The sequence below is a fragment of the Larkinella arboricola genome (genome assembly GCF_003259745.1).
GTDB lineage: Bacteria > Bacteroidota > Bacteroidia > Cytophagales > Spirosomataceae > Larkinella > Larkinella arboricola.
On the sequence record NZ_QLMC01000001.1, the window covers coordinates 1,152,253 to 1,172,211 of the forward strand.

At 53.6% G+C, this 19,959-nt stretch carries 10 protein-coding genes; 5 read left to right on the forward strand and 5 right to left on the reverse strand.

The annotated features are described in order from the left end of the window. Positions 1 to 47: 47 nt before the first annotated feature. From LX87_RS04655 to LX87_RS04670, 4 genes are all read right to left on the reverse strand, one after another. Positions 48 to 3,413, reverse strand: a complete 3,366-nt coding sequence (locus LX87_RS04655; RefSeq protein ID WP_111626980.1) for a VCBS repeat-containing protein — start codon at positions 3,411 to 3,413, stop codon at positions 48 to 50. Positions 3,414 to 3,505: 92 nt separating this feature from the next. Next, a complete protein-coding gene (locus LX87_RS04660) occupies positions 3,506 to 4,216 on the reverse strand; it encodes a hypothetical protein (RefSeq protein ID WP_111626981.1) in 711 nt (236 codons plus the stop codon). Positions 4,217 to 4,304: 88 nt separating this feature from the next. Continuing rightward, positions 4,305 to 6,167 carry a RagB/SusD family nutrient uptake outer membrane protein gene (locus LX87_RS04665; protein WP_111626982.1) on the reverse strand — a complete coding sequence of 621 codons (1,863 nt, stop codon included), beginning with the start codon at positions 6,165 to 6,167 and terminating at the stop codon, positions 4,305 to 4,307. Positions 6,168 to 6,180: 13 nt separating this feature from the next. Further along, positions 6,181 to 9,300 (reverse strand): SusC/RagA family TonB-linked outer membrane protein, encoded by a 3,120-nt coding sequence (locus LX87_RS04670; protein WP_229310541.1) that lies wholly within the window; start codon positions 9,298 to 9,300, stop codon positions 6,181 to 6,183. Positions 9,301 to 10,097: 797 nt separating this feature from the next. Here LX87_RS04670 and LX87_RS28725 point away from each other — a divergent pair. The 4 genes from LX87_RS28725 (at position 10,098) to LX87_RS04685 (ending at position 15,968) form a co-directional block, all read left to right on the forward strand. Then, positions 10,098 to 10,235 (forward strand): hypothetical protein, encoded by a 138-nt coding sequence (locus tag LX87_RS28725; protein ID WP_170139281.1) that lies wholly within the window; start codon positions 10,098 to 10,100, stop codon positions 10,233 to 10,235. Positions 10,236 to 10,474: 239 nt separating this feature from the next. Next, positions 10,475 to 12,877: an ABC transporter permease gene (locus LX87_RS04675; RefSeq protein ID WP_111626984.1), complete on the forward strand. Its 2,403-nt coding sequence runs from the start codon at positions 10,475 to 10,477 to the stop codon at positions 12,875 to 12,877. Between the two features lie 52 nt (positions 12,878 to 12,929). After that, positions 12,930 to 15,287: an ABC transporter permease gene (locus tag LX87_RS04680; protein WP_229310542.1), complete on the forward strand. Its 2,358-nt coding sequence runs from the start codon at positions 12,930 to 12,932 to the stop codon at positions 15,285 to 15,287. Positions 15,288 to 15,368: 81 nt separating this feature from the next. Beyond that, a complete protein-coding gene (locus tag LX87_RS04685; protein WP_111626985.1) occupies positions 15,369 to 15,968 on the forward strand; it encodes a hypothetical protein in 600 nt (199 codons plus the stop codon). Between the two features lie 73 nt (positions 15,969 to 16,041). On the opposite strand, the gene LX87_RS04690 is transcribed toward LX87_RS04685, so the two are convergent. Beyond that, a complete protein-coding gene (locus LX87_RS04690) occupies positions 16,042 to 17,340 on the reverse strand; it encodes a M20/M25/M40 family metallo-hydrolase (RefSeq protein WP_111626986.1) in 1,299 nt (432 codons plus the stop codon). A 190-nt stretch (positions 17,341 to 17,530) separates the two neighbouring features. Here LX87_RS04690 and LX87_RS04695 point away from each other — a divergent pair, with 190 nt between their 5' ends. Next, a complete protein-coding gene (locus tag LX87_RS04695; protein WP_111626987.1) occupies positions 17,531 to 19,909 on the forward strand; it encodes an ABC transporter permease in 2,379 nt (792 codons plus the stop codon). The last annotated feature ends 50 nt before the right edge of the window (positions 19,910 to 19,959 follow it).

Genomic DNA, 19,959 nt, shown 5'->3' on the forward strand with positions numbered 1-19,959 from the left:
TGCGTACCTCTGATTTCCTCCGCTTGACTCTGCGAAACAATAAATTTCTATTTATACGTATACGCTTTGATACCCAGCTGATTAATTCCGAATAAAACCGTGTTGCCAATCGGTAGGATACTCCGCACGTCGCCTTTGAGCTGGAAACCGGATTGCCGCTGCGGAACGTACGTGAACTGTCCGTTGCCGTTGCCTTTCAGCAGGATACCATAGTTGGCGTCGGATTTGCCAAACCGCAACCGTGCCCGGTTGATGTTGCCGCCAACGAGCAAATCTTTCTTCCCATCACGGTCATAATCGAGAATTGTCAAGGCGAAAACCGGCGAAACCTGCACTTCAATCGGCAAGGGTTTTTTCTGAAGTTTGCCCTGGGCGTTGCTCTCGAAATAAGCGGTTTTCAGGTAGTTGGTTTCCAGTCGGTTAGCGCCCTTGCGTTCTTCTTCGGTAAAAATGTCTTTCATCGATGCATCGGCGTAGCTCTTGTAGTCGGGGAAGCGCGTGCGCATGATGCTGAGTTGGTCGAGCAGTTCGTCGCGGGAGACGTACGGATAGGTTTTGCCCTGCATGTAAAAACACAGAATCGGATCGACGGAGCCGTTGTCGTCAAAATCCTTGTAGAACAGTTCGGCAGGCTCCTGGTCGGTCACTTTGCACTGCGTGTTTAGGCCCTGATTACCAATGACAAAATCCGGTTTGCCGTCGCCGTTCAGGTCATCCACCAGGAGTTTGTTCCACCAGCCCCGGTACGGTTTTTCAAAATAGGCGGTCGTCTGATCGGTCCATTTTCCATCGCTGTTTCCGAAAACCGTCACGGGCATCCATTCGCCCACCACAACCAGTTCCGGCTTTTTATCGCCGTTCAGCTCGGTCCAGGCGGCATCCGTTACCATCCCGATCCGTTGCAGTTCCGGAGCCAGACTGGCCGTCTGATCGCTGAATTTTCCTTTCCCGTCGTTGATGAGCAAAAAGCTCTGGGGCGCTTCGGGATACCGTCCCGGAATAACCCGGCCACCCACGAACACATCCGGTTTGCCGTCGCCGTTTACGTCGGCCACCCGAACGCAGCTTTTGCTGGTACGCATGGTGGGCAAAGCTGCCGGGTTTTTGATGAAGTTACCCTTGCCGTCGTTCAGATATAGCCGATCCTGGAGCTTCGCGTCGTCGGGCAGGAAGTTGGCGTACCCTCCGCTAACGACGTACAAATCGGGTTTGCCGTCGGCGTTGGCGTCAAAGAAAACCGCATCGGCATCGTCGCTCGCTTTGTCGGCTTCGAGTGCGGGTTGCGGTTTGGGCAAAAACTGCCCGCTGGCCTGTTGCAGATAGAGCATTCCGGCTTGCCCGTTGCCTCCGCCCACAAACACGTCTTCCAGCCCGTCGCCGTTGATGTCAGCTTTCGTCATGCAGGGGCCAACGAACGACTGCGGGTTGACCAGCAGCGGCTGGCGTTTGAAGTCATTAAGGTTGTTTCTGGCGGCCTGATATGCAATGGGCGATGGGGTTTCGGTAAACACTCGTGCAGGAGTGGGAAGCGGGCGGGCGGTGGTTTGGGCGTCTTTTTCCGAAATCGTTAGTCGTTGGTTTGCTTTTACATTCGTCAACAATTGCTGTTTCCCGCCCGGCCAGACCACCCGCAGCGAGTCGATGGTGGTGTTTTTACCCAGGCCAAAATGCAGCACGGGTGACACGCTCGACTGGTAGCCCCGCGACGGCATCTGTTCCAGAAATTGCTGCTGTCCTTTTTGATAAACCGTTACTTTAGCCCCGATCCCAAACCGGTTGACGCCTTTACCCTCCAGTTTGATGCTCAGGTAGTTGTTTTTAAGATGTCGATTTGCTTCATTCTCGTAAATGAACGCCGGTTTGTTGAGGTTGCTCACCACCAGGTCCAGGTCGCCGTCATTGTCCAGATCGGCGTAGGCGGCCCCGTTGCTGTTCGACGGCAGGTTCATACCCCAGGCTTTGCTCACGTCCGAAAACGTCAGGTTACCGTTGTTTTTAAAGACGTAATTACTCACATCCGACGACGGAATCTGGTACACCAATTCGAGGATGTTCTGCCGCCGGACGTTGCTCTGGTTGTTTTGCAGGTAGTCGTTCATGTACTTCATGAAGTCCATGTTTGTGAAATCCCGCACAAAGCCGTTGGTTACAAACAGGTCTTTCCAGCCGTCGTTGTCGTAATCGGCCAGCAGGGGAGCCCAGCTCCAGTCGGTATTCGACAGCCCCGCCAACTGCCCGATTTCGCTGAACGTGCCGTCGCCGTTGTTGACTTGCAGCATATTCCGCATATACTGGTAATGAAAACCGGTGCGGAGGTTCAGGTCAAATTTCTCGTAGTTGTCGGGCGCAAAGAGCAGCTTTTGCCGACGGTTGTCTTCCGGCAGCATGTCCAGCACAAACACATCCGGCAGGCCGTCGTTATTAATGTCGGCCACGTCGTTGCCCATCGAGAAATGGGAGAAATGGCCCAGACTGCTTTGAATTTTATCCGAAAAAAACGGTCCACCTTTCCGGCCGTTGTTGATGTATAAATAATCGGGAATGGTATAGTCGTTAGACACGTACAGGTCTGGCCAGCCGTCGTTGTTAATGTCAGCAATTCCGGCCCCCAGGCCGTACGAGAGGGAGGTATTTCGCAGACCAGCCGGGCGGGTAATGTCCTGGAAATACGGTTTCCCGTTTTTCAGATCGTTGCGGAACAGCCGCATACCGGTTTCCGGATTCGGGTTTTTCAGCAGATCGGCGGTGCTGGCTTCGTCCAGAACCGGCAGGGATTTGGGGTTGTGGTTCAGCAGAAACAAATCCAGATCGCCGTCTTTATCGAAGTCGAAAAAGAAGCCCTGTGTTCCGTTGACGGGATGGTTTAGTCCGTATTCGGCGGTTTTTTCGGTAAAGCGTGGGACGCCCCCCGCCCGACTACCCTCGTTGATAAACAGTTGGTTGACCCTTTTTTCCGGCGACAGGTTTCCCGAATAGCAAACGTACAGGTCCAGCAGACCATCGCCGTTGACGTCGGCCATCGTCACGCCGGTTTTCCACGGGCCTTCGCGTCCGGCCACGCCCGCCGAGTCGGTAACGTCCTGGAATTTGAGGTTGCCCCGGTTGAGGTAGAGCTTGTTGGGAACCATGTTCCCGGTAAAATACAAGTCGTCCAAGCCGTCGTTGTTGACATCGCCGACGGCTACCCCGCCACCGTTGTAGAAGTATTCGTACATCAGGACGTTGGTATTCAATCCTTCGGTCAGGGTATTGGCAAAGTCAACATGGGTTTCGTCCGGCGATAGCAGCGTAAACAGGGGCGGGCCGGTATTTTCAACGGCGGTTTGTTCCTCCCGGGAGGACGAATCCCGGCAGCCGGTCAGGACGAGAAATAGCAAAAATGGGTAAAGGAAAAAGGGAAGGGGCAACTTCATACGATGTTACAGCGAGACGGTATTGACACAATCAATTTATAGTAGACAGAGGTACGCGGCTAATGGCCTTGTAAACTGTAAATTTACGAAGGCTAAATGCTTAATTCACTGCAAAATTGCAGCAATTTTTTCAGGTCGGCTTCCTTTTTGAAATCGATGGATTCCGCTTTCAGATACGCTTCAATGGCGGATTTGTTTTTGGGGAATATTTTCAGAATGGAGCCCCTGCTGAGCCGGTAAAAACGATTGTTCGGGTCGATCACCAGATAAACGACTTCTTTTTCCAGCAGCAGGTCGCCTTCCTGCTCCAGACGGGCCAACTGGCCGGTACTGCCGATAAAGGATTTGTATTGGGTGATGGACGACGTACCGGAGGACTGATTATACGCGCCGTTCTTTTCGGCCCGGACGGTTTTGAAAATCGGTTTCATCGCCAGTTTGACGGTATTGTAATCGGCGGTCACTTCCATGAAACCGTACTTCTGATCATACACAAATGTCGTTTGTGCGACCTGCACGGCCCGGATCGTGTTTTCATTGGCCAGCGCTAAAGTATCACCTTTGGCGTCAATGAATTGCATTTCACCGATCAAGATGTTGTAGTTGAACCGTCCGGTTGCCGCCAAACCGTTGCGGTAGGTGATGGTACCGGTCCGGAATTGAGGATACCGATAGCGTTCCTCAAATGGGACGGATCGCTGCCAGTTTGGACCGCCTTTCACCCGGATGGTTGGAGCAGTTTGTGCCCAAAGAACCGCCGAATGGAACAGCCCAATTCCTATCATCAGCAGAATCGTTTTCATGGCGTTGCGGTTAGGGTGCTTTCAAAAAATCTGTGCCAGCCCAAAATGAGCTGGCACAGGTCTATTGTGTGAATGGATGCTCCGGTTCTTAGTAGCCCGGATTTTGCACCAGTTTGTTGTTCCGGTTCATCTCATCGCGGTGGATCGGCAGGTAATACTGCTTGTCGGCCCAGTTCCGGTTTTCTTTACCGGGGTCAATCTCGGTTACTTTGTACGTGTAGTCGTAGCTCGTCGGGTCGTACTTATACAAGGTGACCGTTTTGCCCGGCTTCAGGGTTCCCGTGATCGTGATTCCGTTGGCTTTCCGGCCCAGGGTAGTAGGGGCAATCATCCAGCGACGGGCATCGTGGTAGCGGTGTTCTTCGAAAGCCAGTTCGACCCGGCGTTCGTTCCGATACCGTTCCCGCAGGGCGGCACCCGTTTCGGTGATAGCGGGCATACCGGCCCGGAAGCGGATGCGGTTCAGCCAGAGTTTGGCTTCGGCATCCTGACCCAGTTCGATACACGCTTCGGCGTAGTTCAAAGCGGCCTCCGTGTAACGGAAGAACGGCCAGGGAATTTGCTGATACGTGTTCTGGTCAACAATCGCCGGGTTTGGATCGGTAAATTTGCGCTGGTAATAGCCTGTATAGCTACCGTTCCAGTCTTCTACCGAACTCTTGCGGGTATCCAGACCGGCAATGACGGTTTTGGCACCACCAGCCCCCGTGACCTCGTAGCTACCCGTCTGAATCTGGTTAACCGGATCTTTGGCCGCTACATCGGCCGTGCGGGGTTTCCAGGGCGCGCCGTCGTACAGAATCGTTGCATAAAAACGTGGGTCGCGGTTGGCATACGGGTTGGCTGCTTTGGCCGGATCGCTCCAGCTAAATTTGCTGCCATCCATCATTTCGTAGTCGTCGACCAGCAACGAAACCGGCGTATTGCCCGCCCAGTTGTGGTACCCGTTGGGCCCATTGTGCAAGCCTACCTGACCGCCCGCTTCCTGTTTGTCGTTAATAAACGAACGGGAGAAGAGCACATCCCGCTCACCACCGTTGCGCGACAGAGCGATGCTGTTGTAATTGGTCGTACCTTCTTCTTTTGCAACGGGAGCCGTCAGGTTAAACATAAACCCGTAGCTGGTTTGATCCAGAACGGCTTTGGAAGCTTCTTTGGCTTTGTTCCAGCGTTCGGCCCGGGTTCCGGTCGTGTAACCGAGCAACTCCGGTTTGGCATAGGCAGCGTGCACCGATGATTTGGCTTTGGCCGTAGCGGCATCGTACAGATCGCTGGCGGCATAGGTCAGGATGCGGGATTTCAGCGCCAGAGCCGCCACTTCGTTGGCCCGGCCTTTCGCCATCGACATTCCTTTCAGCAGGGCGGCCGCATCGTTGCAATCTTTCACAATGAAGTTGATACACTCTTCCATCGTGTTCCGGGTAACCGCGTAGTCGGCTTCACCCAGTTCGTAGGGACGGTCGATGAGCGGAACCCCACCGTAATACCGCACCAACTGATGGTAGTAGTAGGCCCGCAGAAACTTGGCTTCGCCCGTTAACCGTTCCACAATTTTGTTGGTATTGGCAAATTTGGGCTGAGCCAGGTTAGCCAGCGCCAGGTTGGTCGCCCGAATGCGCAGATACATGTTATTCCACTCACGCGTTTCGTTGATCAAACCCGGATCAGCCGGGTTTGAACGTCCTTCGGTGATGTTGGTGATACCCCGACCGGGGTGCGTAAAGATGGCTTCATCGGTGAACGACGAGAGTTGCTCTTCGTTCAGGCCACCCTGTCCCAGACCGGCATAGATTCCGGTTACAAACGCTTCGGTCAAAGCCGCATCCGACCAGACAGCCTCACCGGATACCTGATCCAGCGGCTGGGTGTTTACAAAATCGTCGTTACAACCCGTTACGGAAAAAGCGGCAATACCGACGGCTAATGTTATGGTTTTAAATTTTCGTAGCATGTTGAATTAAAAATTAGAAACGAATCGACGCACCAACGTTGATAACCCGAGCCTGTGGATAGTACTGACCGGTCGTGCTTTCTACTTCCGGATCAAATGATCCCAGTTTGTTGACCAGCGTCGCCAGGTTCAGCGCATTGGCATATAAGCGAAAGCTGCTAACGCCTACCTTCTTACCGATATTGTCCGGAATGGTATAACCCAGTTCGAGGTTTTTCAGGCGGATGTAATCAGCCGAACGCAGCCAGTAGGTGTTTCCGCCGGAGAAATACTGGTCGCTCCGGTTGGCGATACGGGGGTGAACGCTGCTCGGGTTTTCAACCGTCCAGCGATCCGTATAGATCTCTTTCAGGTAGTTACCGATGTTACCAGATTCACCCAGACTGATGTACTGCTGTGCACCGGCCGAACCCTGGAACAGAATCGTCAGGTCAAAGTTTTTGTAAGCAGCCGTGATGTTCATACCACCCTGGAACAGCGGCAGGTTCGTCCGTTTGTTCCGTACGCGGTCATCGGGCGTAATTTTACCATCTCCATCGTAATCCTTGTACTTCATGTCACCCGGACGAAGGGTTTTGACAATGGCCGAATAGTCGATGGGGTTGGCGTCAATTTCGGCCTGATCCTTGAATACGCCATCATACTGATACGCAATGTACGAGTTGATCGGCATACCCGTGGTCCGCTGCCAGGCTGGTGCGCCCGGTGCTTCATCCCAGAAAATGATTTTGTTCTGGGCGTAACCACCGTTTACACTGACCGTAAACTTCAGGTCTTTCGCCTGGCCGTTGTAGCCAATCTGACCGTCGAAACCGCTGTTGCGAACTTTTCCGATGTTTTCCGGAGGCAGTACCAGACCCGTGGTGCGGGGGATGGATGCGTTCCGGGGGTAGAGAATGGACGTCCGCAGGTTGTTGAAGTAGTCAAATTCGAAGTTGATTTTCCCGTTGAACAACTGTCCTTCCAGACCGATGTTAGCATTATTGGCTACCTCCCACGTAATGGTTGGGTTCGGAATCCGGGCTTCTGCCAGCGTTTTTTGCTGCTGGTTATTGATAATGTACGTGTTGAAGTTGTAGGTTGCCAGATACTGATAGGTCGCTAAATTAGTTGTTCCCGGCAGGTAGATCTGGTCATTCCCCAACTGACCCCATGAACCGCGAAGTTTCAGGTAATTGAGGGCCGGAATGGAGTTTTTCAGGAAGTTTTCTTCCGAAATTACCCAGCCTGCCAGGAAGCCCGGGAAGAAACCGTAACGGGTTGCCTGCGGAAAGATGTCGGAGCCGTCGTAACGCCACAGGAACTCGGCCAGGTATTTCTCCTTGTAGTTATACGCTACCCGACCAAAGTAGTTGATCCGGGCCCGTTCGTAAGCGCCACCGTTGTTGTTTTTCTCCAGGTCACCACCGGCAAAAAGCTGGTCGATGGCCGGCGAAATAAAGTACCGGCGGTAGGCTTCAAAGTTGTCACCGGTGATGGTTTCCCGGTTTACCCCGGCCAGCACGGTCAGACCGTGATCCGTGCCGAATTTCCGTTCGTAGTTCGCAATACCACCCAGCAGGATGTTCAACTGGTTTTCGTTGTACAGGTTCAGACGGGGTTCCGCCGGACCGCGCCGGCTGGCAATCAGGTTCGGAATACCGTTGGCATCGACACCGGTTCCACGTTCGTACAGCGTCCACGGCGTTTGCCACAGCCGACGGCTGCGAATCCGTTTGTCAACGGCGGCTGTACCGCTGAACTTCAAGCCTTCAATACCTGGGATTTTGATGTCCAGCTGCCCGTTGGTCTGGAAATAATCCTGTTTGTCTTTGTCGTAACCCGTATCGTTCGTCGTGATCACCACGGGGTTTTCACCGTTTTCGATGTCCGGACCTGGACGACCATCGGGCCAGAAAGCCGGTTGGTTTGGTTTACCGCGCATCTGCATCCGGAAGATGGCACCGGCACCGCGCGTCGGATAGAACCGGAACTCTTCGCGACCCAGCAAGCCAACGGCCACGTGTACGTACTTGTTGATGTCGGCGTCGAGGTTTATACGCAGGTCATACTGTTTGTAACCCGTTGCTGACCGTTTGTAGTACGCATCCTGATCCTGGTAGCCCAGCGAAGCCAGGTATTTGAACGATTCGGTACCGCCTGTGATTTGCAGGTTGTGCTGCTGCTGCGGAGACCAGGTTTTCAGCGTTGATTTATACCAGTCGGTGTTCGGGTGGCCCCAGGGGTCCGAACCGTCGTTGTATTTGGTAATGTCGTCCGGTGAGTAAGGCGCTTTCCGAATCGTTCCGTCGGGGCGGGTATACGAACCCGTGGCCGTATAAGCCTGGGTTGCGGGACCCCATTCCGAAACCGGAAGTTCGTAGACGCTCAGGTCGTTGAGCATTTTGGCATACTCGCCCGCGTTGGCCAGTTTCGGAACAACGGTTGGCTGCGAAAAGCCCTGGTTGAACGAATACGACAACTGCGGCTTGCCGGTTTTTCCCCGTTTGGTCGTGATCAGGATAACCCCGTTGGCCGCCCGAGAACCGTAAATAGCCGCCGACGCATCTTTCAGGACCGAGATGTTTTCGATGTCGTTCGGGTTGATCCGCTCCAGACCACCGGAACGCGCCGGAACACCGTCGACCACGATCAGGGCGCTGTTGTTACCCAGTGTGTTGGTACCGCGAATCCGGATGGCCGAACCGTCATAACCCGGTTCACCAGAACGGTTTACGGCAACCACACCCGGCAGACGGCCCGCGATGGAGTTGGACAGGTTGGTCGTCGGGGATTTGATCAGGTCCGTTCCTTTAACCGAAACAACCGAACCGGTTACGGTTTCTTTCTTCTGAACCCCATATCCAACCACCACGACTTCGTTCAGCTGGCTGATGTCGTCGAGCAGTTTAACATCCAGGTTTGCGCGACCGTTAAGGGCGACTTCCTGGGTAACGTATCCAATAAATGAAAACACCAGCGTCGCATTCTTATTCGGAACATTGAGCGAATAAGTACCTTCGGAGGTGGTGGTAGTTCCCTGTGTGGTACCCTTTATTACAATGCTTACACCCGGCAGGAGATCACCGGCTGAACCCGTCACTTTTCCTTTTACAGTTGTCTGGGCCAGCGCACCAGTGACGGAAATAAGCATTAAATAAAGTACTAAAAGGTACCTTTTTTCGGGAGGTACCGGTACCTGATGAGTAGACTTTTTCATACAGATAAAGAAGGATTGGTTTTAATTAAGGAATTAACTAGGAACTCAATACTCAAAACGATTTAAGCGAAAGCGTGGATAGCAAGAGCGCAGGCGTCAATGACTCCGGTTAGTGGCTACTACCGGAAAACGCATTGAAAATCGAAAGGGAACTACTGACAGGGGGAGGGAACGTACTCGATTATAGTAGTTTTCTGGCATAAGTGATAAAATTAATAGAGATGGTTCGCTGAACATTTAAATGATGAAATGAACACTTTTTTGACAAAACAGGCTAATGAGTGCATTTTTTGTCAAAATAGTACTATTTCACTCCGCTTACCCAGGTCAGCCAATTGGCTTCGAACTGACATTTCTGTTTATTAGCTTTGTTTGAATAGTGCTATTTAATAGTCGTGTACTTCCAAAATTGTAATGTTAAATTAGTAATAGAATAATAATTATTAAAATAATTTAACCTTTCTAGTTAAAAAAAAGTAAAAACTGGTTAAAAAGAAGTCAATAGACGAAAGAATACAGAGATTCTCTGCGTGAGCGCAAACAAGGAACGTATGCTGCATTAGCCTGTCCGCTACCGTACGAAAATCGTCCGCAATCGGACAGTAATCTTACCGGTTATGGTTTTAATGACTTGTCAGTCAGTGTTATAGTAGCGTGGCATAAGCTTGGCGGGATTACCAACAGTGAGTTAGTGCTTAGATGAAAAGGTTAACGCTATTTCCTTTATTCCGATGCTGCTGAATTACCTCAAAATTGCCTTCCGAAATCTGCGGACGCACACGGTTTATTCGTTCAGTAACCTGTTTGGGCTGGCAGTGGGCGTCGCAAGCTGTCCGCTCATTGTGCAACCAATGGCTGGCCGATTTTAACTATAAAATTGCTATCGAATAGTGGATGTTCGCGCTGGCGGGCGGTCTGGCCATTGGAATTGCGTTTGCAACGGTGAGTTTTCAGAGTATAAAGGCTACCCTGACGAATCCGACGAAGTCACTGCGGAGTGAATAAAAGCCGTCTGAACCGGGTTTAACGTTTATTAACACCCCGGCGAAACCGTTCAGAAGCGATTGAGAGTACCTTTGGCGCAACGCGAAACTTGCTGACGGAACGTATGTTGCAAAACTACTTGAAAATCGCCTGGCGGAATTTAACTACGCAACGAAGTTATACGCTGCTCAACATCCTGGGCCTGTCAGTCGGAATGGCGGGCGGCCTGTTGCTGTTTTTGTTTATCCGGTATCACCTCAGTACCGACCGGCACCACACCCGATTCGACCGCATTTTTAGGGTCGTAACGGACTTGCACCTGGATGACGGTTCCGTGGAATATTATCCCGAAGCCCCCTTGCCGATGGCCCGGACGTTGCGGACCGATTATCCGCAGGTCGATCAGGCGGCTTTTCTGATCATGAACCGCGAGCTGATCGTCAGTTATCAGAAGCCCGGAAAAACCGCCCCTCAGCGTTTTCAGGAACATAGCGGCACGGGGCTGGCCGAACCCGAACTATTCGATATTCTGGATTATCAGTGGCTACGCGGGAATCCGGAAACCGCCCTCCGCGAACCCAATACCGTAGTGATCACGGAGTCGTGGGCGAAAAAATACTTCGGTGAAGCCGACCCGATGGGCCAGACGCTGAATCTCAATCATAAAACGGATGCCAAAGTGACGGGCGTTCTGGCCGATCCACCCCGGACGACCGACGTAGACATCCAGTTGTTTATTTCGATGGCGACGCTCAAAACGCTGGACCCGCAGTTCAATCAGAACGAGTGGAGCCAGCTCAACAGCAATTACCGGCTTTTCTGCACGCTGAAAAACCCGGAAGCTGTTGGTAATCTGGAAGCGGCTATGCCGGCCTTGTCGAAAAAGCAGTTCGGGGAAAGTGCTAAATATTTTCATTTCCATTTTCAACCACTCCGGGAAGTGCATTTCGATGTTCGGCGGCTGGCCACGGGGGCCACGGCCATTCGTCCGTTGTTGCTCTGGTCGCTGGGGCTGGTGGGCGTTTTTCTGGTGCTGACGGCCTGCATCAATTTTGTGAATCTGGCCACGGCGCAGGCGCTGCGCCGGAGCAAAGAAGTGGGTATCCGTAAAACGCTGGGCAGTACGCGGGCGCAACTGGTCCGGCAATTTCTGCTCGAAACGGCCCTGATCGTGCTGACCGCGACGGTATTGGCCCTGTTACTGGCCTTTTTCAGTTTGCCGCTTTTTAACCGCTGGTCGGGCATCCCGCTGACCCTGCACCTCGACGGGCTGATGCTTGGTTTTATCTTCCTGCTCATCGGGGTTGTTATTCTGCTGGCGGGTGGATACCCGGCTGCGGTTTTATCGGGCTTCACTCCCTGGGCGGCTTTGAAAGGCAAAATTCCAACGCGGTCGTTGGGAAGTTACTCCGTTCGGCAGTCGCTGGTGGTGGTCCAGTTTGTGGTTTGTCAGGCTCTGATCATCGGGTCGCTGGTGGTGGCTATGCAGGTTCGTTATATCCAGAACGCCGATCTGGGGCTTGATAAAGAAAACGTCGTGGTGGTGCCGCTGCCCAAATCCGAAAAATCCTTGCGGGAAACGTTCAAAAACGAATTGCTGCAATATCCCGAAATCAAAACCGTCAGTGCCAGCTACCGGCCACCGTCGGCGCAGATGATGAATGGCGGCTCGTTTAAGTTTGAGAGCGACGAATGGGCGGAATTTCCGATCCGCGAGCGGCTGGCCGACGCCAATTACCTGAAAACCTACGGGCTGCAACTCGTTGCCGGGCGGAACATTTCAGAGAGCGACACGCTCCGGGAGTACCTGGTCAATGAAGCGTTTTTGCGGAAAATGAACATCCAAAATCCGCAACAGGTGCTGGGCCGCCGGATGCAGTACCATCTGTCGCCGGTTTTGCTGCCCATTGTTGGGGTCGTCAAAGATTTTCACCAACGCTCGCTGCGCGACGAGATTGGACCCTGTTTCATTGCCAGTAAGGCCGAGTTCTACAAGCGGGTAGGCATCCGGATTGCTGGGCAGAATCCGGCGCAGACCGTGCAGCGAATTCAGAAGATTTGGGAGAAGGTCTATCCCGATGAAGTCTTTGAGTATGAGTTTCTGGACGAGCAACTGGCGAAATTCTACGAAACCGAAAGCCTGCTTTTCCGGCTGGTCAACACGTTTGCCGGGATTGCCATGCTGATCTGCGGGCTGGGCCTTTACGGCCTGGTGTCGCTGATGGTGGTGCAGCGAACCAAAGAAATCGGCGTTCGGAAAGTACTGGGCGCGTCGGTCGCCAGCATTGTCGCTTTGCTCTCGAAAGATTTCATCAAACTAGTGGTCATTGCCCTGGTGATCGCATCGCCAATGGCCGGTTATGCTATGAAACAATGGCTGAACGATTTCGCCTATAAAATCAGCATCGAGTGGTGGATGTTTGCGCTGGCAGGTGGTTTGGCGGTTGTCGTCGCCCTGCTGACGGTTTCGTTTCAGAGCGTCAAAGCGGCTCTGGCGAACCCGGTCACCTCCCTGCGGTCGGAGTGAGGAATTAAGAATTAAGAGTGAAGAGTCGTCAGTCCACTCATAACGAACAACAATGATGCTTCGCAACTACTTCAAAATTGCCCTGCGCAATCTCTGGCGCAACAAACTGTATACGGCATTGAACGTCGGCGGACTGGCGATTGGGCTGGCGGCCTGTTTGCTGATGGCGTTGTATGTAAACCACGAATTTTCGTACGACGGTTTTCACGCCAGGGCCGACCGGATTGTACGCGTCACGACCACCATGACAACACCGGAATCGCCCCTGGTGCTGGCGTCAAGCCCCGTTCCGCTGGCGACCACCCTGAAACGGGATTATCCGGAAGTGGAAACCGCCATCCGGCTAACGCCTTTTGAGGGCGTGGTGCGGCATGGCGAAAAGCTGCTTAAAGAACCGAATGTGTATCACGCCGATCAGGATGTGTTCACGGTTTTTTCCTATCGCTTTCTGGCGGGAAATCCGGCAACGGCCTTAACCAACCCGAACACCGTGGTCCTGACGGAGCGGTTTGCCCGCACTTACTTCGGGAAGACGGACGTGTTGGGGCAGACCATCAAATTCGATAAGCAGCTTTATCAGGTGACGGGGGTTATGGCCGATGGGCCCAGCAATACCGACCTGCCCGTGAGTGCCCTGTTGTCGAGAAAATTTACGGGAACCCGCTCGTGGGTGGAGGATGATTTCCCCTGTTACACCTACGTTTTGTTCCGGGAGCAGCCCAATCTGGCCGACTTCAGTAAAAAGCTGGCGCAGATCGCCGAAAAATACGCCAATCCGGAGCTGAAGAAAATGGGGGCAGAAGGGTATTCGCTCCGCTTTCCGGTGGAAATGCTCACAGACGTGCATTACAGCGAGGGCAAGATGGCCGACACACCCAAGGGCAATAAGCAGTACGGGTATCTGTTCGCATTTCTGGCGGTTTTTGTGCTGACCATCGCCCTGCTCAATTACATCAACCTGCTGACTGCCAAAGCTACCGAACGGGCCCGGGAGGTGGGCGTTCGGAAAGCCAGCGGAGCGCAACGGGGGCAACTGGTTCGGCAGTTTCTGTTTGAATCGTGGCTCCTGAGCGGTATGGCCGTTGGCCTGGCGGTTCTCGTGGTGCTAACGGCGGTTCCGTTTTTTAATGAACTGTTAAACATCCGGCTGCAAATTTCGGTCCCGGAAGCCGTTTCGCTGACGGTCTTTACGTGGAGTCTCATCACGCTGGCGGGTGGTTTGTATCCGGCTTTTGTCCTGTCGAATTACCGCCCGGTCGAGGTGCTGAAAGGGCGCCTGGGAACCTACGGAAAAGGGGCCTGGCTGCGCAAATCGGTGATTGTCTTTCAGTTCGTGCTGGCCGTTGGCATGATTGCGGGCGTGCTGGTGATCCGGCAACAGATGAATTTTCTGCAAAATCATGATCTGGGTTTTACGAAAGAGCGCATCCTGAGCGTCCACCTGCCCGACGATTCGACCGCTCAGGCTGGGGCTACGGCCTTTGCCAACAGCCTGAAAAACCGGAGCGAAATGGGCGGGGTCACGCTGGGGTCGGGGTTGCCGACGGGCGGTTTGCTGCCGATGGCTTCCACCAACCTGGTCAGCAACGGACGGAAGCGCGAAATCATGAGCAATTACCTGTTTATCGACGACCAGTTTTTGCCGTTGCTCAACATCAGGCTGAAAGCGGGCCGGAACCTGTCGTCTGACCGGAAAGCCGATTGGAACGGCGGGTTTCTCGTCAACGAAGCGTTTGTAAAGATGGCGGGCTGGAAGCAGGGTGTCGGGCAGACCATCGGAGGATTTGGTCACAAGGGGAAAGTGGTTGGTGTCGTCAAAAATTTCCATTACCGTTCCCTGCACAATCTGGTGGAGCCGCTGGTGCTGATTTACAACACGTTTCCGGCGACCAGTCTGATGGTGAACGTTAAACCCGAACATCTGCCGGTGGTGAAGGCAATCTGGCAGCGTCATTACCCGGCGCACCCGTTCGATTATCAGTTTCTGGACGAATCGGTGGAAGCGCAATACACGAAAGATCGGTTGATGACGACGGTTTTTAACGGTTTTGCGGCATTAACCGTGCTGGTTTCTTGCCTGGGACTGTTTGGTTTAGTTACCTTTACCACCGGACAGCGAACAAAAGAGATCGGCATACGCAAGATTTTGGGTGCCTCTGTCGTTAACGTGGTATTATTGCTCTCCAAAGATTTTCTCAAGTTAGTTTTCATTGCCATTATCATTGCTGCGCCGGTTGCCTGGTATGCACTGGATCGCTGGTTGCAGGATTTCGCGTATCGTGTGGGGTTGGAAGGATGGAGTTTCGCCTGGGCGGGCGGCCTGGCTGTTCTGATTGCGCTGCTGACCGTGTCGTACCAGTCGGTGAAAGCCGCGTTGATGAATCCGGTGACTAGTATAAAAGAGTCTTGACCTGAACTTCTGTAAAGTGCCCGTTGATTCGTATAATCCCCTGAATCCGAGTTCAAGATAGTTTCCAAAACAGTAAACACAATGAAAACAGCAATTACCCTCGCACTTCTAGGAATCAGTGTCGTGGCCGTCGGGCAGGAGCGCTCGTCGATCAGCCGGAGCATTAGCGATAATGGCAAAACTGTACGTATAAAGATCGACGTAGAACAGCCCAACCGGGAGGTTCATTACGATGAGGAGTTTGATGCGACGGGCATGAGCAAAGAGGAGAAGGACTATCTGATCAGCCATATTCAGGATTCGCTGGGTGTGCACGTGGTGGTGAGCCCTCCGCGCCCGCCCAAAGCGCCCACGTTTTCACGAGATACCCGGCCGCCCCGGTACGAATCAGGCGAAGTGGCAACCGTAAACCGGAACGCCAGCACTGTAAACCGTTCTCGAAACGAGGATGGCAACTTGCCCAAAAACGTCATCGTGGCCCCGGACGGCACGCCCTATACCAAAACCGTGATTGAAGATTCGGACAACAGCCGGCTGAAACTCAAATACGAATACAAACTGGACGGCGAAGAACACGTTTTCGAGCGGACGCTCAACGTGCAGGGGAAATCCGAAGCCGAAAAACAACGGCTGATTGCCGACACCGAGCGGAGTCTGGGCCTGTCGAACGCGCGGAAATAAGCGATTAGGCGGGTCGGAGCCTATTGAACCGCTGACGCGTGATAGCGTTATGGCCCGCTGCTTTTAGCTCTTGTTATTTCATTCCCGCTTCGGCCAGCATCACGAGCAGTACGTTCTGTAAACCCAGATGCCCTTTGTCGTTCAGCCACCATTCGTTCAGGGCGTGGACGTTACCGCCCGTGCCCCCGCTGCCAATGGTAATGGCCGGAACCCCTAACGAAATGGGTGTGTTGGCGTTGGTCGATGAAACGTCGAGCCGGGGTTTGGCACCCAGGTACGTAGAAACGGCCATCGCCCGCTGAACGAGCGGAACCGTCGGTTCGATTTTGCCCGAAGGCCGGTCGCCAATTTTCTTAACATCGACGGTCAAATCCGGGCCGCTGCGTTTCAGGCTGTTTTCTTCCTTCAACGCCCGCTGAACGGCGGCTTGCAGCAACTGGTCGATGCCGTTGAGTCGCTCGGGGCTTTCGGAGCGCATATCAATTTCCATCCACGACTCAAACGGAATCGCATTGACCGACGTGCCACCGCCAATCACGCTGACGCTGTAAGTAGTTTTGATGCCCTGCCGGGTAAATTTGTCGGCTTCACTGGTGAAGTAATAAATCGCTTTGCCCAGCGCACTGTGCGGGTTGACAATACCGAACGCGCCGTAGGAATGCCCGCCCGGCCCTTTGAATGTAATCCGGTATCGGTAGGAGCCCAGTCCCCGGTGTACGATTTCGCTGAACCCGTCGCCATCGACGGAGATGCAGGCATTGATCTTCGAACCGTGCGTTTTAAACAGGTGTTTCATACCCCGCAAATCGCCCAGCCCTTCTTCGCCCACCGTCCCGACAAACCAGACATCCGCATCGGTTTCAATCTTGGCTTTTTCCAGTCCCCGCAAAACCGTCAGAATCGCCACCAACCCGCGGGTATCGTCGCCCACACCGGGCGCGTAGAGCGTGTCGCCCTTCTGTTTCACCTTCACGTCGGTACCTTCCGGAAAAACCGTATCCAGATGCCCTTCGACCACCACGGTTTTCTTCCCGGAGCGGCCTTTGCGTTTCGCAATCACATTCCCGATTTCGTCGGTCCAGACTGAATCCGCCCCGGCTTCTTTGAGCATGGCGGCATATTTTTTGGCTTTGGCTTCTTCCTTGAACGGCGGAGCCGGTATTTCGGTGAGCGTAATCAGGTCCTGTTTGGTTTGCGGTTCGAGGTCCAGAAAGGTCTGAAAAACCGCCTTGACCGCCGGACGATTCGCCAGCGCCTTAATCTCGTCGGTGTAGCGTTTGTCGACCGGCACGGTTTCCTGAGCGCGCAGACTCTGGAACGATAAACACGTTAATGCAAAACAGAAAGCCGCTGATCGGAGCCGTTGACTCATGGTTTTAAGAAACAAGAACTGGTATGATGGGCTAAAATAATGATTATAAAGAATTAAGCGTGAAGACAGGGGCACCGGGTGGTTGGCTGACGCAAAGCTTTTCACTCATAACTCCCTAAGCTTAACATTTTTTAACGGCCTGAAATTGACGGTTGTACGTACCTTGGCGCTTAAACCAAGACGTACAAACATGCTCCAAAATTACCTGAAAATTGCCTGGCGCAGTCTGCGAAAAAACAAGGGGTTCAGTTTCATCAACATCCTCGGATTAGCGGTCGGGATGGCGGTGGCAACGCTGATCGGCCTTTGGGTGTGGGATGAACTGACCTTCGACCGGTTTTACGAAAACGAAGCCAATCTGTACCGGATCATGCTGAACCGGACGGCCAACGGCGAAACCACTACCCAGGCCAATGCCGCGCTGCCGCTGCGGGATGTGCTGCGAACCGAAGTGCCGGAAATCAAACGGGTGGTGGAGAACCTGCCAGCAAGGATGCAGAGTAAAACGGCTCTTCAGGTGGGCGAACGGAAAGTGCTGCGAAAAGTGCAGAACGTCGGCGAGGGGTTCCTGGCGATGTTTCAGTTTCCGATGCGGTCCGGCGATTGGAAGTCGGCCCTGCGCGACCCGAATTCGGTGGTGCTGACCGAAGAAACCGCCCAGGCGCTTTTTGATGAAACTGATCCGGTCGGAAAAACCGTGCGGCTCGACAACCAGTTTGACCTGAAAGTAAGTGGCGTTTTGAAAAAACTGCCCCGCAATACGGCCTGGGACTTTGATTTTCTGGTTCCCTTCCGGCACCTTGAGGTAAATCTGCCCTGGGCGCAGGCCAGCCGGACCGACTGGAACAACAACCTGATTGAGTACCTGGTTGAACTGCACCCGAACGCCAACCGGGCCGCCGTGGACGCCAAACTGAAAGGCATCATCAAGCGCCACAATCCGGAATCGATCTTCGAAGCGTTTCTGCATCCGGTGGCTCAATGGCATCTGTACGGCGAATTCCAGAATGGCCAGAATACCGGCGGTTTTATCCGATACGTACGGCTTTTCGGCATGGTGGGGGTGGCGGTTTTACTGATTGCCTGCATCAACTTCATGAATCTGGCGACGGCCCGGTCTGAAAAACGGGCAAAGGAAGTAGGCGTGCGGAAGTCGGTGGGGTCGTTTCGGTCGCAGTTGATCGGCCAGTTTCTGAGCGAATCGCTGCTGATTGCCGGGCTGGCGTTTGTACTGTCGCTGGTACTGGTGTGGCTGCTGCTGCCGGTTTTCAACGGAATTACGCAAAAACAATTCAGCTTTCCGTGGAGCGAACCCGGTTTCTGGCTGCTGGCGCAGGGTTTTACCGGTATTACGGGCATGCTGGCGGGGAGTTATCCGGCTTTTTATCTTTCTGGCTTCAATCCGGTGCGGGTGCTGAAGGGCCGGGTTCACGCGGGCCGAACGGCCAACTGGCCCCGAAAAGTGCTGGTTGTCGTCCAGTTTACGGTTTGTATTGCGTTCATCGTCAGTGCCATGCTGGTCTATGAGCAAATTCAGTACGCCAAAAACCGTCCGATGGGCTACAATCCCGACCGACTGCTGACGGTTGAGCTAACCGGCGATCTGCAACGGAATTACAACGCCTTGCGTAACGAATTGCTCCGGTCGGGCGTGGTCGAACAGGTGACCAAAGCATCCAGCCCGGCAACGACCATTACGAGTGATACACGGGTGGATTGGTCGGGCAAAGCACCCGACGAGATCATGCGGCTTAATCTGATTTCGGCATCGCCGGACTACCTGCAAACGATGGGCATCAAGCTCAAACGTGGCCGCAATTTTAGCCCGACCGGGGCCGATTCGCTGTCGGTCATTCTGAACGAAGCCGCCGTGCGGGCCATGCGCCTGAACGAACCGCTCAATCAGGAAATGAGCCTGGTCTGGAATCCCGGTCAGAAGCTTCGGGTGGTGGGCGTGGTCGAAAATTCAATTATCGAATCGCCCTACACGCCTGTTACTCCGCTCATGCTGCTGACCGGTCTTCCGTTCGAAAATTACACCATTTTCCGGCTGGCGGCTCACGTCAATACCGCCGAAGCTCTGGCGCGTATCGAACCGATTTTTCAGCAATTCAATCCGGCTTATCCGTTTGATTATCAGTTTGTCGATGAGGAATATAACCGTAAGTTTAAGCAGGAAGAACTGATTGGCACGCTGGCGGGCGTGTTTGCGGTCCTGGCGGTTTTCATTGCCTGTCTGGGCTTGTTCGGGCTGGCGGCTTCGCTGGCCGAGCAGCGGACCAAAGAAATTGGTATTCGGAAAGTATTGGGGGCCAGTGTTGCCAGTTTATGGGGATTGCTTTCCCGCGAATTTGTCAGTCTGGTGGTTATTGCCGGTCTGCTGGCGTCGCCCCTGGCGGCCTACTTCCTGAACGACTGGCTCCAGCAGTTCGACTACCGCATCAGCCTGCGTGTGTGGGTGTTCGTACTGGCCGGTGGGCTGGCGCTTGTCATTGCCTTGTTAACGGTTTCGTTTCAGAGCATCCGGGCGGCCCTGATGAATCCAGTGAACTCACTGCGCTCGGAATAAAGAGTTAAGAATGAAGGAGTAAGAGTAAAGAATGGGCGCGTGTGATACTG

Excerpts from the sequence above, each read along its gene's own strand:
- LX87_RS04655 (WP_111626980.1), bottom strand. The coding sequence starts at position 3,413 with ATGAAGTTGCCCCTTCCCTTTTTCCTTTACCCATTTTTGCTATTTCTC.
- LX87_RS04660 (WP_111626981.1), bottom strand. The coding sequence starts at position 4,216 with ATGAAAACGATTCTGCTGATGATAGGAATTGGGCTGTTCCATTCGGCG.
- LX87_RS04665 (WP_111626982.1), bottom strand. The coding sequence starts at position 6,167 with ATGCTACGAAAATTTAAAACCATAACATTAGCCGTCGGTATTGCCGCT.
- LX87_RS04670 (WP_229310541.1), bottom strand. The coding sequence starts at position 9,300 with ATGCTTATTTCCGTCACTGGTGCGCTGGCCCAGACAACTGTAAAAGGA.
- LX87_RS28725 (WP_170139281.1), top strand. The coding sequence starts at position 10,098 with ATGCTGCTGAATTACCTCAAAATTGCCTTCCGAAATCTGCGGACGCAC.
- LX87_RS04675 (WP_111626984.1), top strand. The coding sequence starts at position 10,475 with ATGTTGCAAAACTACTTGAAAATCGCCTGGCGGAATTTAACTACGCAA.
- LX87_RS04680 (WP_229310542.1), top strand. The coding sequence starts at position 12,930 with ATGATGCTTCGCAACTACTTCAAAATTGCCCTGCGCAATCTCTGGCGC.
- LX87_RS04685 (WP_111626985.1), top strand. The coding sequence starts at position 15,369 with ATGAAAACAGCAATTACCCTCGCACTTCTAGGAATCAGTGTCGTGGCC.
- LX87_RS04690 (WP_111626986.1), bottom strand. The coding sequence starts at position 17,340 with ATGAGTCAACGGCTCCGATCAGCGGCTTTCTGTTTTGCATTAACGTGT.
- LX87_RS04695 (WP_111626987.1), top strand. The coding sequence starts at position 17,531 with ATGCTCCAAAATTACCTGAAAATTGCCTGGCGCAGTCTGCGAAAAAAC.